This window comes from Granulicatella sp. WM01, from assembly GCF_004570605.1.
Classification (GTDB): Bacteria; Bacillota; Bacilli; order Lactobacillales; family Aerococcaceae; genus WM01.
In genome coordinates, this window is record NZ_SPPB01000052.1 from 1 (window position 1) to 13,593 (window position 13,593).

Here is a 13,593-nt window from a genome sequence, read left to right on the forward strand (position 1 = left end):
GACTACCGTCTGGATATGTCACAACCACAATTGCTTCAATTTCTCCTGCTTGTGCTGTGTCTACTGGAGTTTTGAATGCAAATTGTGTGTTTGCGGGTAAGTCTGCCACATTCTTAATACTGTCTTTAGCCACTGGTTGACTACCTTTGTCTACACTTTGTTCTTGAGTTGTTGGTGTATATGTATCAGCATTTGGTTCTGTTACTGTAATATTTACAGGCACTTCATCTTGACTACCGTCTGGATATGTCACAACCACAATTGCTTCAATTTCTCCTGCTCGTGTTGTGTCTACTGGAGTTTTAAATGCAAATTGTGTGTTTGCGGGTAAGTCTGCCACATTCTTAATACTGTCTTTGGCTACTGGTTGACTACCTTTGTCTACACTTTGTGTTTGAGCTATTGGTGTATATGTGTCAGCATTTGGTTCTGTTACTGTAATATTTACAGGCACTTCATCTTGACTACCGTCTGGATATGTCACAACCACAATTGCTTCAATTTCTCCTGCTTGTGCTGTGTCTACTGGAGTTTTGAATGCAAATTGTGTGTTTGCGGGTAAGTCTGCCACATTCTTAATACTGTCTTTGGCTACTGGTTGACTACCTTTGCCTACACTTTGTGCTTGAGCTATTGGTGTATATGTGTCAGCATGAGAAACTACTGGTTTAGTTGTTTCAACGGGTTTTTCCGTTTCTACTGGTTTAGTTGTTTCAACAGGCTTTTCTGTTTCCACTGGTTTAGTTGTTTCAACAGGCTTCTCTGTTTCTACTGGTTTAGTTGTTTCAACAGGTTTCTCTGTTTCTACTGGTTTGGTTGTTTCAACAGGTTTCTCTGTTTCTACTGGTTTAGTTGTTTCAACAGGTTTCTCTGTTTCTACTGGTTTGGTTGTTTCAACAGGTTTTTCCGTTTCTACTGATTTGGTTGTTTCAACAGGTTTTTCCGTTTCTACTGATTTGGTTGTTTCAACAGGTTTCTCTGTTTCTACTGATTTAGTTGTTTCTTCTAATTTTATTGAATTATCTATTTCATAAGACTGTGACTCATCTAAAATCACTGAGATATTATTTTTTGGTTGCTCAATAGTGTCTTGAACAATTTTACCATCTTTTTCTACACGTAAATATCCAATATAATGATAGTTAGGAATAGACAGAGGAGTAGGTAAATTATTATCATTTTCAAGCACAATATTTTGGTTATAGTCTGCTAAAATATGATTAGATATAGCTAAAGCACTTGGAGAAATTAATGTACTTCCCACTGTCGTAATTAATAAAACAGACGTTATTTTTTTCTTATTATTTTTCCCAATAGCAATCCCTAAAACAATACATACAACTGCAGCAGAAGCAATCATAGGGTTTAATATATCTTGACTACCTGTATACGGTAATTTTGCACCTTGCTGATTAGGTCTATATACTAAATAATATACACTATCATTAGCTTGTGCCACTTTTGGAACTTCCTTAATAATTAACTCTTTTTCCTGTTCCGTTAATTCTACTTCACTCACATATCTATATTCAATGGCTTGTTTTTGCTGTTCATTTGCTAAAACTGGATTTGTTTGAAATACTAAAAATACACTTCCAACAGCAGCAGATACAAGACCAACTGATAGTTTTCTAAGAGAAAATCGTTGAACTTTTTCTTTTTTCATGTCACTATCCTCCATACTATATATTTTACATATTTTTCATAACATTTTTATGTTAAGTTTTATATGTTCAGCATAATATTAATGTGAATACAACTTTTTATCAAGTAACCTGTTTCGTTTTTTTATAAATTTTTTTCATATATCATAATTTCTAATTGTAAACTCATTTTATTGTATATATACTTCCTAATAATATATTCATTTAGACATACACCAATTTATTTCCTATTATAATGCATAAGTCTATATCCCAAAAACCTATAAACATAGTCTTATTATTAGTTTTATTAAAACTTAATATTATATGCTTAAAACTATTTGAATACAATATTTTCACTCTATACCAAAAAATAGTATAAAAACAATAGGAATCACCCTTGTTTTTATACTATTTTTAATTTACTTCATTTTTCGTCCATATCGGATAAATTTATTTTTTCAAGTTATAGAATGCTGCTAAACCTTGATATTCTGCTAATTCACCTAATTGATCTTCAATACGTAATAATTGGTTATATTTGGCAATACGATCAGTACGGCTCAATGAACCTGTTTTAATTTGTCCAGCATTTGTTGCAACAGCAATGTCTGCAATTGTTGAATCTTCAGTTTCACCTGAACGATGTGATACAACAGCTGTATATCCAGCTTTTTGAGCCATTTCAATAGCGTTAAAGGTTTCTGTTAATGTACCGATTTGGTTTACTTTAATTAAGATTGAGTTACCAATACCTTTTTCAATACCTTCTGATAATTTAACAGTATTTGTAACAAATAAATCATCACCAACTAATTGAACACGATCACCTAAGCGTTCTGTTAATAGTTTCCAACCATCCCAGTCATTTTCGTCCATACCGTCTTCAATTGTAATAATTGGATATTTGTTAACCAATTCTTCCAAATAGTCAACTTGTTCAGCAGATGTACGTTTGGCACCATTTGAACCTTCAAATTTAGAGTAGTCGTAAACACCATTTTCATAGAATTCACTTGAAGCACAGTCAAAACCTAAGAAAACATCTTTACCTGGTTCTAAACCAACAACTTTAATTGCTTCTAAAATTGTTTCTACTGCATCTTCTGTTCCCTCAAATTTAGGAGCAAAACCACCTTCATCTCCAACTGCAGTTACTAAACCACGACCTTTTAAAATTTTAGCTAAGTTGTGGAAGATTTCAGCTCCCCAACGCAATGCTTCTTTAAAACTTGGAGCACCAACTGGTAAAATCATAAATTCTTGGAATGCAATTGGAGCATCAGAGTGAGAACCACCATTTACAATATTCATCATTGGTGTTGGCAATACTTTTGTATTGAAACCACCTAAATATTGATATAATGGTTGATCTAAATAATCGGCTGCAGCACGTGCAACAGCAATAGATACACCTAAAATAGCATTAGCACCTAAGTTTCCTTTGTTTGCTGTACCATCTAAGTCAATCATTAATTTATCAATAGCCATTTGGTCACGTACATCAAAACCAATAATAGCTTCTGCAATCGTGTTATTCACATTATCAACTGCTTTTTGAACACCTTTACCTAAGTAACGTCCTTTATCACCATCACGTAGCTCAACTGCTTCGTATTCTCCAGTTGAGGCACCAGATGGTACCATACCGCGACCAAATGCACCACTTTCTGTGTACACTTCTACTTCAATCGTTGGATTTCCACGTGAATCTAATACTTCTCTTGCTAATACATCTGTAATAAATGGCATATTTATTAACTCCTTTTAAATTATTTACTATAGTTTATTTTAGTAGAAATAAAACATTTTTTCAATTATTTCTCATTAATTTTAAAATATTTCACTATTTTTTAATTAGAGATTCTCCAGTCATTTCTACTGGTTGTTGCACATGCAATAAATCAAGCATCGTTGGAGCTACATCACACAAACGACCACCTTCACGTAATTGAATATCTTTTTTCGTAACAATTACTGGAACAGGAACTGTTGTATGTGCAGTATGTGGTGTTCCTTCTGGCGTAATCATTGTTTCAGAGTTACCATGATCTGCAAAAATAATAGCCACTCCGTTTCGTTCAATAATTGCATCAACAACTTTACCTAAGTTTTCATCTACAGCTTCAATTGCTTTAATTGTTGGCTCTAGCATACCAGAATGTCCAACCATGTCAGGATTAGCGAAATTTAAAATAATCGCATCATTTTCATCGTTTATAATTGACTGATATAATGCCTCTCCAACTTCATAAGCACTCATTTCTGGTTTCAAATCATAAGTTGCTACTTTTGGAGATGGAATTAAAATTCGATTTTCTCCCGGAAACTCTTCGTTACGTCCACCATTCATAAAGAATGTAACATGTGGATATTTTTCAGTTTCAGCAATACGTAATTGTTTTAACCCAGCATTTGATAACACTTCACCAAGGACATTTTTCAATTCAATCGGTTCAAAAGCCACTTGGGCATCTATACTTGGATTATATAGTGTCATTGTCACAAATTTAACGTGATTTGCACGTTCTCCACGATCAAAATGTTCCCATTCTTTATCTGTAAATGCATTTGATAATTGAATAGCACGATCAGGTCTAAAGTTAAAGAAAATAATAGCATCATTTGATTGAATAGTCGCAACTGGGTGATTGTCTTTAACAATAACTGATGGTAAAACAAATTCATCATAGACTTGATTTGCATGACTTGCTTCAATTGCTTCTTTAGCACAAGAAAATTGTGGACCTTCCGCATGAGCAATAGCATTATACGCTAATTCAACACGCTCCCAGCGTTTATCTCTATCCATGGCATAATAACGTCCAGAAACTGTTGCAATTTCACCTAGTCCAATTTCAGTCAATTTTTCCTCTAATTTTGAAACATACTGTAATGCTGAATCAGGAGCTACATCACGTCCATCTAAAAATCCATGAATATATACTTTTTTTATTCCTTTTTCTTTTGCTGTTTCAATTAATGCATATAGATGTTGAATATGACTGTGTACTCCACCGTCTGATAATAAACCAAATAAATGTAAAGAAGATTGGTTATCAATGACGTGTGAAAACGCACTGTTTAACGCTACATTTGTGCTAAATTCTCCGTCTAAAATTGCTTTGTCAATACGTGTTAAACTTTGGTAAACAATGCGACCAGCACCAATATTTGTATGCCCAACTTCTGAATTTCCCATTTGTCCATCTGGTAAACCAACATCTAATCCAGAGGCTTTAATAGTCGTATGTGGATATTCACGATAATAACGATCAAAGTTAGGTTTTTTAGCTTGTGCCACAGCATTTCCTTCAACTTGGCTTCTCCAACCAAATCCATCTAGGATAATAATTGCTACTGGAGATTTTGTCATATTATTTCACCGCCTCTAACAACGCTAAAAATGATTCAGGTTGTAAGCTAGCTCCACCAACTAACGCTCCATCAACATCTGGACAAGCCATATATGCATCAATATTTTCCGGCTTAACAGAACCACCGTATTGAATACGTACTTTGTCAGCTACTTCTTGTCCAAATAATGTATTGACAACATCACGCACAGCTTTACACATTTTTTGTGCATCATCTTGCGTTGCAGATTTTCCAGTTCCAATTGCCCAAATTGGCTCATAAGCAATAACTAAAGATGCCACTTGTTCAGGAGTTAATCCAGCCAATGCTTTTTCCACTTGTTGTCCAACAAATTCAACAGCTTTGCCTTCTTCATACGTTTCTAAAGATTCACCACAACAAATAATTGGTGTCATTCCATTTCTAAAAATAGCATGTGCTTTTTTATTAATATCTTCATCTGTTTCATGGAAATACTCACGTCGTTCAGAATGCCCAATAATCACATAATCTATCTCAAGAGCAGCTAGTGATTTTGGACTTGTTTCCCCTGTAAAAGCTCCCTCATCTTCAAAATAACAATTTTGAGCAGCAACTTTTAAATTACTCTCTCCTGCAAAATATTTGACACCTTGAATAACTAATGTAGGAACTCCTACAACTGCTTCAACTTGATCATTTGAAGGCAATTTATCTTTTACTGCAAAAACAAAGTCTTGAGCTTCTTGACTTGTTTTATTCATCTTCCAGTTTCCTGCAATAATCGGTTTACGCATGCTTATTCCTCCTTATTATAATGTTTATATTTGAATGTTATTTATCTGAAATAGAAGCAACACCTGGTAATACTTTACCTTCTAAATATTCTAATGATGCTCCGCCACCAGTTGAAATATGACTAAATTTATCTGCATAGCCTAAAGAAATTGCTGCTGCTGCAGAATCTCCACCTCCAATAATTGTTGTGGCATCATTTAAACGTGCAATAGCTTCACAAACACCAATTGTTCCTTTAGCAAAATTAGAAAATTCAAACACTCCCATAGGTCCATTCCACACTACTGTTTTTGCATCTTTCAAATAAGAAGCAAATAATTCTACTGTTTTTGGTCCAATATCTAATCCTTCTTGATCAGCTGGAATGTGATTAGAAGCTACAATTGTTGCTGGTGCATCGTTACTAAATTCAGGCGCTACAGTTGTATCAATTGGTAGCACTAATTTATCTCCTGCTTTTTCAAGAATTGATTTAGCCAATTCAATGCGATCTTCTTCTAGTAGAGATTTTCCAATCTCTTTGCCTTGTGCTTTATAGAATGTATATGCCATACCACCACCAATTAGCACTTTATCAGCTTTATCTAATAAGTTTTCAATAACACCAATTTTATCTGACACTTTTGCTCCACCTAATATAGCAACAAATGGACGAGCTGGTGTATCTACAGCACCACCGATAAATTTGATTTCTTTTTCCATTAAATAACCAGCAGCACTTGTTAAATGGCTGGCAATACCTACGTTAGATGCATGAGAACGATGAGCTGTTCCAAAAGCATCATTAACAAATAACTCACCTAGACTAGCCCAATATTTTCCTAATTCAGGATCATTTTTTGATTCTTTTTTCCCGTCAACATCTTCAAAACGAGTGTTTTCAAATACCAATACATCACCATTTTGCAATGTATCAATCGCATCTTCCAACTCTTTACCACGTGTTTGAGGAACAAAAGCAACATCCTTTTTCAATAATTCTCCTAAACGCACAGCAACTGGACGTAAAGATTTACTTGCTTTATCTTCTTCAGTTTTTACTTTTCCTAAATGAGAAAATAAAATAACTTTTGCACCATTTTCAATTAAGTATTGAATAGTTGGCAATGCTTGTACAATACGGTTATCATCAGTAATGACACCATTTTTCATTGGTACGTTAAAATCAGCACGTACCAATACTTTTTTGCCTGTTACTTGTAAATCTGAAACAATTAATTTTGCCATATAGACTCTCCTTAACATTCACTATTAAAATAGCAAGGAGCATGTCGCTTCCTTGCTATAACGTATCGCGACAGCGATTATTTTATTTTGCTAAACCTGCAAAGTATTCTAATGTACGCACTAATTGTGCTGTATATGACATTTCGTTATCATACCAAGCAACTGTTTTAACTAATTGTTTGTCGCCAACTGTCATTACTTTTGTTTGAGTAGCATCGAATAATGAACCGTAAGTAATACCAACAATATCTGTAGATACGATTGGATCTTCTGTATATCCATAAGATTCACTAACAGCTTCTTTCATTGCTGCATTGATTTCTTCTGCACTTACAGTTTTTTCTAATACTGTTACTAATTCTGTTAGAGAACCTGTAGGAATTGGCACACGTTGTGCAGCACCATCTAATTTTCCGTTTAATTCTGGAATAACTAATCCAATCGCTTTAGCAGCACCAGTTGTATTTGGAACAATGTTAGCTGCAGCAGCACGAGCACGACGTAAGTCACCTTTTGGATGTGGAGCATCTAATGTGTTTTGATCACCAGTATAAGCATGAATTGTTGTCATTAAACCTTCTACAACGCCAAATTTATCTTGTAACACTTTAGCCATAGGTGCTAAACAGTTTGTTGTACATGAAGCACCAGAAATAACAGTCTCTTCACCTGTTAAAATATCATGGTTAACATTATATACAACTGTAGGCACATCATTACCACCAGGTGCAGAAATCACAACTTTTTTCGCTCCACCTTTTAAGTGTAATTCAGCTTTTTCTTTAGAAGTAAAGAAACCTGTACACTCTAAAACGATATCTACGCCTAATTCACCCCATGGTAATTCTTCTGGATTACGGTTAGCCAATACTTTTACTTCTTTTCCATTAACACGGAAAGCACCGTCTAAAACTTCAACTTCTCCATTAAAACGACCTTGTGTTGAATCATATTTTAACAAATGAGCTAATGTTTTTGAGTCTGTTAAGTCATTGATTGCAACAACTTCAATCCCTTCCACATCTTGAATACGACGGAACGCTAAACGTCCAATACGTCCAAATCCATTAATACCAACTTTGATTGTCATATTTATTCCTCCTGGAAATATTATTTTTTATTTTTAAAGAGATGTCTCTTTTAAAATCGAATTTGCTAAGGCTTCATCAACAACTAAAATCGTCTGTTGTGGAGCTAATTTCATGTAAGCAGTTAAGGCTTTTGCTTTTTTTGCCCCTCCTACTACTAGAACTTCGCAAGGCAAGTGATACAAATCTTCTAATCCTAAACCTATCCTTGCCAGGCGGTGAACAATACGTCCTTGTGCGTCAAAGAAAACACCAATTGCTTCTCCAACAGCTTTTTCTTCTTGAATTATCTTCTTTTCTTTAGCTGAAACACCACGTCGTTCTGCTAAAACTTCCGCATTTCCTATACTGTAAATTAAACAATTTGCGTTTTTTAATAATTGAACAGTTTCATTAACCAACGGATCTTTTAATAAACTTTCATATAAAGATTGACTCAACTGTTCTGGGACGAATAATGTCATAGCGTCCCCATCAACAATAGCAGCCAAATCATGACTCAGTGTATTTGCTTGAATTGTAGGAGAACCAATCCCTCCACCACGAGCTGGAACAACTTTAAAATCTCTTCCTTGTGCTAAACTGCTCGACAAATTTGGAATAACTTGTGATAAAGTACTACCACCTGTTATGGCAATAATATTTTCCCCCTCTGGCAATACATGATCTAACTCTTCTGTAATTGCCTGAGCAAGTTTTTGATAAACTTCAGCATATTTATCACTATCCCCAGGTACAACGCGACAAGTTGAAATATTGAATAATTGACAAAGTTGCAATGCTTTATGATTTAATTGCTCTGACATATCAAATATAACATCAATTTGTGTTAACAATTGCTGGGATAGTTCACTTAACCAAATGCCTTTTTTATCAACAGTCACTAAATCAAGCGCCTTTAATTGTTCAATTTCAGTTCGCAAACGTCGTTCACTCAAATTAAAATAGCACGCTAATGCTCTCCGTCCAACCGGTTGATTAAATGCAATATAATCTAATAAATCAACACGACGTTTCGCAACTTGCATAATATCTGGAACGAGTACACGCAAAACATGTTGATAATGTTTCATGATGACCTCTTTCTAAGTGGGCTTTTTTTGTCCCACTTACCTTTTAACTCATCTCTTAAAAGGACACTATTATTATAACATTTCATTTTTTGAATTGCAAGTCTTTTTCGTATCATAAATTTTTAATGGTCAAAAAACGACCCACTACCACTCTGTTGGATTCCACAATAGAGCATCTAATTCAGCTTGAAGTTGTTTTAAGCGTTCCTGTTGCTCCTTTATATGTTGATTTACCGCTAATAATAACGCCTTTTTGTCATATGAATAGTGTCCAATGTGATGTTCAATCAACTCTTCAAACCATTCTTTTTGTGTTGTATTTTTCATAGTATCACCTAATATTATGTTTTATATCAGTTACCATTGTCAGCAACTGCTCAATCTCTTCATTATTGTATATCATTGTTTCAATTAGACTATCAAATACACCGTCTGTATTAATTGTTTGGAGTTGTTCACTTAACCATTTCCCTTTGTCAATCAATCGACACGGATTTGGTGCAGAGACATACATTTGATATTCAATAAGTTGTTTTTGCTTATCACCTTCTGATTGATACATCCATTTAAACACACAGAAAATTGGTAAATACATCATTTGAAAATAGTTTGCTAACATTTCAAATGGTCTAAACATTTCTGAAGGTGTAAAATGTTCTCTACCTCCTGCTTGAAATTGGTGTTCAGCCACACCAAAAGAAGCAACTATACCTAGTTCTTTCCCTTTTAAATAGGACATACTCGGGTGAAAAATAGTATCTATCCACGTTTTTAAATGCCCCGGTGCACCATACCAATAAACTGGAAATTGAAAGATAATACGCTCAGCTTGCTTGAGAAGTATGCGCTCCGCCTCAACGTCCCATGAATGAGAAATGGTATGCTGCTTAACATTAGGAAATTTCTCAAGACTTTCTTTTAAAAATTGCTGTGTATGTGATTGCTCACCATTTGGATGTCCTAATATGATTAATGTTTGCACGATCTATTCCTCCCTCCATATCATTTATCTCCACTATATATGAAATCATTATTTTTTGCCACTATAATGCTAAACCGTTTTCCATGATTATCTTCTTTTTTTTTGTTATAATGACACAAAAATACGCAAAGGAGAGAAACATGACTTATAAAGAATTAATTGACCAAAAACTCTCACTTTTGCCATCATTGCCTGGATGTTACCTAATGAAAAACGAACATAATGAGATTATTTATGTCGGAAAAGCAAAAAACTTAAAAAATCGTGTAAAAAGTTATTTTAAGCAAGCACATGATGGAAAGACACAACTATTAGTCAATGATATTCGTGATTTTGAAACTATTGTGACACGTACAAATAAAGAGTCATTGTTATTAGAGATTAATTTAATCCAAAAATATCAGCCTCATTATAACATTAAATTAAAAGCTGGATCTATGTATCCCTATTTAAAAATAACAAACGAAAAAGATCCTCAACTCATTATTGCTCATCAAATTGAAAAAGATAATGCGTTATATTTTGGTCCCTATCCTAATGTTGGTGCAGCCCAAGAAACATTACAACTACTGCAAAAATCATATCCTTTAAGACGGTGTAGTAAGCAGGAAAAACGAGCATGTTTTTATTATCATCTTGATCAATGTATTGGATGTTGTGATCATGAGATTTCTCAAGAGGAATACCAAATTGCCATTCAAAAAATTCAACGTTTTTTAAATGGAGATGTTAGTCATATTAAACAAGAATTAACAAAAAAAATGACCGTGGCTGCAACAATGCTTGAATTTGAAAAAGCTGCTGATTACCGTAATCAAATTCATTACATTGAAACCACTGTGGAAAAACAAGCCATTTTATCTAAAGACTATTCTAACCATGATTTATTTGGTTATTTCATTAAAAATGGTTTATTGTCTATTCAAGTGTTCCTATTACGACAATCTAGTATTATTAAGCGTGAGGCAACTATTTTTCATTGTTATGGTAATCCTGAAGATGAAGTCCTTTCATTTATTCTACAATTTTATAGTGATGGACAACACTTGCTTCCTAAGGAAATTTTAGTACCAGATACATTAGATACTGTGTTGCTTGAAGAAGCGATGAATGTTAAAATCTCAACACCTAAAATCGGCAAAAAAAAGCACATGTTAGATTTGGCCATTAAAAACAGTGAACTAGCTGTAAATGAACGCATTCGTTTAGATGAATTAAAAGATCAAAAAACAATTGGTGCCGCTCAAGAATTAGCAAACTACTTAAACATTCCAAAAGCTCATATTATTGAATCTTTTGACCATTCTAATACACAAGGTACAAATCCTGTTTCAGGTATGGTTGTTTACATCAATGGTCAACCCGCAAAAAAAATGTATCGCAAATTTAAAATTAAAACTGTTATTGGTAGCCACGAATTTGCCACAACTCAAGAAGTTATCCGTCGACGTTATTCACGATTATTAAAGGAGAAAGCCACTCTTCCCGACTTAATTTTAATGGACGGAGGTCCTATACAAGTTTCCGCTGCTAAAGAAGTTCTTGAAGATGAATTAGGGTTATCCATTCCTATTGCAGGCATGGTAAAAAATGATAAGCACAAAACAGCATCATTGATTTTTGGAGAGAATCTTGATGTTATTGATTTACCTTTAGACAGTGCTGCCTTTAGATTAATTCAACGCATTCAAGAAGAAGTTCATCGCTATGCAATTACATTCCATAGACAACTCAGAAGTAAAAAATCACTTTCTTCCCATTTAGATGCCATTGTTGGAGTCGGTCCAAAAACAAAACGAAAAATTTTAATGCACTTTAAAACAACTCAAGAATTAAAACAAGCCACTTATGAAGATTTCAAAGAAATTGGTATCAATAAAACAGTCTGTCAACACTTAATAAATTGGTTAAATCAACAAAATTAAAGTATTATGAGTATATTTTTTAACACTTTTATGGTATATTGATACATGGGTTTTGTATTTTACAAAATATGATAGAAAAAGGAGTTTTCTCATGAACAAAAAATGGGTAGCATTACTAGCAAGTACAGCCGTATTAACTTTAGCTGCTTGCTCTAACGATACTATAGCAACAACAAATAAAGGCAATATCACTAAAGACGAGCTTTACCAAGCTTTAAAACAATCTGCTGGAAGTAAAGTATTATATAGCTTAATTGTTGAAAAAATTGCTGTTGCCTCTGTGACAGATAAAGAAGCCATTGATAAAGAAGTTAATGAATTTATTGCACTACGCAAAGCGAGTGCTGGCGGAGAAGAAGCATTTTTAAAATCTCTCAAACAATATGGATATGAAACAGAAATTGCCTTTAGAAACGCCGTGTATGCAAATCGTGCATTAATCAAAGCAATTGAAAGTAGAACAAATATCACTGATGAGGACGTCAAAGCAGCATACGAAACTTGGGAACCATCAATTAAAGCATCTCATATTTTAGTGGCTGATGAAGCATTAGCTAACGACATTATTCAGCAAATAAAAAATGGTGGCGATTGGAACGCATTGGCTGCACAACATTCTACTGATACATCTAACAAAGAGAACGGTGGATCATTAGGCACATTCAAACGTACTGCAATGGTTGCAGAATTTGCTGCTGCTTTGGCTGAAATGAAAACTGGGGATATTTCTCAAACACCTGTGAAAACACAATTTGGTTATCACATTATTAAAGTGGAAGATAAACCAGAAAAAGGAACACTTGAAGCTGAAAAAGAAACCATCAAAAAAGAATTAATTACTGCTAAAGCAAGTAATTCGACATATCAGCAAACTATTGTACAAGAGATGTTAAAAGAAGCTAATGTTATTATTACAGATGAATCATTAAAAGAAGCCATGGCAACTCTCTTGCCATCAAATAGTTCAACAGAATCATCTCAACAAAATTCAACAACTACTGTTCAACCATCTTCTTCATCTGAAACAACAACGACACAATCATCATCTAATTAAGATATAATTAAAAACAAAGAAAGCAATACATTTCAAGAATGAGAAATGTATTGCTTTTTCTTGAGTATATAGACCTAATCTAGAAAACTGTATGCACTACACTTTTAATAGTTTAATATGAACCATGATTAATTTTTATAAGGTTTTCATTAAAATCATATTGCAATCTTGACTAGATATATGCAGATGATTTTTTACATAAAACTAAAAGTTGCTCTAAAAAAATACTGCTTTATACACATTAAAAAAAGGCTCTTCGTCAAATGATGTTGGTAAGTAAAAATTCCAGCAAATATTAAGTTGTTTTTTCTTAATAGGGCTAATTGTTGCTTTTCGAATTGGTATGCTTATTGTCAAGGTTTATAGCGTGAGCGTGCCTTGACAATAAGCATACTGATTTGATAGACTTTTCAGCCCATATTAAGATTGTTTAAATAATTTTTCTTGCACTAAAAATACTCGAGTTC

The 13,593-nt window shown here is 33.8% G+C and carries 11 protein-coding genes; 2 read left to right on the forward strand and 9 right to left on the reverse strand.

The features are described 5' to 3' along the window. The 9 genes from E4T68_RS09955 to E4T68_RS07025 all read right to left on the reverse strand — a co-directional run. Window positions 1-1,666 (reverse strand): Rib/alpha-like domain-containing protein (locus tag E4T68_RS09955; protein ID WP_305037785.1); only part of this gene is annotated, 1,666 nt, incomplete at its 3' end. Window positions 1,667-2,096: 430 nt separating this feature from the next. Continuing rightward, entirely contained in the window at window positions 2,097-3,395 is a 1,299-nt protein-coding gene (gene eno / locus E4T68_RS06990) for a phosphopyruvate hydratase (protein ID WP_135125474.1), read from the reverse strand. 94 nt (window positions 3,396-3,489) lie between these two features. Further along, window positions 3,490-5,019, reverse strand: coding sequence for a 2,3-bisphosphoglycerate-independent phosphoglycerate mutase (gpmI, locus tag E4T68_RS06995; RefSeq protein ID WP_135125476.1), 1,530 nt, complete (start codon window positions 5,017-5,019; stop codon window positions 3,490-3,492). Between the two features lies 1 nt (window position 5,020). Beyond that, entirely contained in the window at window positions 5,021-5,776 is a 756-nt protein-coding gene (tpiA, locus tag E4T68_RS07000; protein ID WP_135125478.1) for a triose-phosphate isomerase, read from the reverse strand. Window positions 5,777-5,813: 37 nt separating this feature from the next. Then, window positions 5,814-7,004 (reverse strand): phosphoglycerate kinase, encoded by a 1,191-nt coding sequence (gene pgk / locus E4T68_RS07005; RefSeq protein WP_135125480.1) that lies wholly within the window; start codon window positions 7,002-7,004, stop codon window positions 5,814-5,816. A gap of 82 nt (window positions 7,005-7,086) precedes the next feature. Beyond that, window positions 7,087-8,094: a type I glyceraldehyde-3-phosphate dehydrogenase gene (gene gap, locus E4T68_RS07010; protein ID WP_135125482.1), complete on the reverse strand. Its 1,008-nt coding sequence runs from the start codon at window positions 8,092-8,094 to the stop codon at window positions 7,087-7,089. A 33-nt stretch (window positions 8,095-8,127) separates the two neighbouring features. Further along, window positions 8,128-9,165, reverse strand: coding sequence for a sugar-binding transcriptional regulator (locus E4T68_RS07015; protein WP_135125484.1), 1,038 nt, complete (start codon window positions 9,163-9,165; stop codon window positions 8,128-8,130). Window positions 9,166-9,309: 144 nt separating this feature from the next. Next, window positions 9,310-9,492, reverse strand: a complete 183-nt coding sequence (locus E4T68_RS07020; protein WP_135125486.1) for a hypothetical protein — start codon at window positions 9,490-9,492, stop codon at window positions 9,310-9,312. A 4-nt stretch (window positions 9,493-9,496) separates the two neighbouring features. Beyond that, entirely contained in the window at window positions 9,497-10,147 is a 651-nt protein-coding gene (locus E4T68_RS07025; protein WP_167753854.1) for an NAD(P)H-dependent oxidoreductase, read from the reverse strand. A gap of 140 nt (window positions 10,148-10,287) precedes the next feature. Here E4T68_RS07025 and uvrC point away from each other — a divergent pair, with 140 nt between their 5' ends. Together uvrC and E4T68_RS07035 are read left to right on the forward strand one after the other, a co-directional pair. Further along, window positions 10,288-12,072: an excinuclease ABC subunit UvrC gene (uvrC, locus tag E4T68_RS07030; RefSeq protein WP_228099274.1), complete on the forward strand. Its 1,785-nt coding sequence runs from the start codon at window positions 10,288-10,290 to the stop codon at window positions 12,070-12,072. A gap of 91 nt (window positions 12,073-12,163) precedes the next feature. Beyond that, the gene (locus E4T68_RS07035; RefSeq protein ID WP_135125492.1) at window positions 12,164-13,126 is read left to right on the forward strand and encodes a peptidylprolyl isomerase; all 963 of its coding nucleotides are present in this window, start codon (window positions 12,164-12,166) and stop codon (window positions 13,124-13,126) included. The last annotated feature ends 467 nt before the right edge of the window (window positions 13,127-13,593 follow it).

Bases quoted from the DNA above. Each gene is read 5' to 3' on its own strand.
- gpmI (WP_135125476.1), bottom strand. From the start codon at position 5,019: ATGACAAAATCTCCAGTAGCAATTATTATCCTAGATGGATTTGGTTGG.
- pgk (WP_135125480.1), bottom strand. From the start codon at position 7,004: ATGGCAAAATTAATTGTTTCAGATTTACAAGTAACAGGCAAAAAAGTA.
- eno (WP_135125474.1), bottom strand. From the start codon at position 3,395: ATGCCATTTATTACAGATGTATTAGCAAGAGAAGTATTAGATTCACGT.
- uvrC (WP_228099274.1), top strand. From the start codon at position 10,288: ATGACTTATAAAGAATTAATTGACCAAAAACTCTCACTTTTGCCATCA.
- E4T68_RS07020 (WP_135125486.1), bottom strand. From the start codon at position 9,492: ATGAAAAATACAACACAAAAAGAATGGTTTGAAGAGTTGATTGAACAT.
- gap (WP_135125482.1), bottom strand. From the start codon at position 8,094: ATGACAATCAAAGTTGGTATTAATGGATTTGGACGTATTGGACGTTTA.
- E4T68_RS07035 (WP_135125492.1), top strand. From the start codon at position 12,164: ATGAACAAAAAATGGGTAGCATTACTAGCAAGTACAGCCGTATTAACT.
- tpiA (WP_135125478.1), bottom strand. From the start codon at position 5,776: ATGCGTAAACCGATTATTGCAGGAAACTGGAAGATGAATAAAACAAGT.
- E4T68_RS07015 (WP_135125484.1), bottom strand. From the start codon at position 9,165: ATGAAACATTATCAACATGTTTTGCGTGTACTCGTTCCAGATATTATG.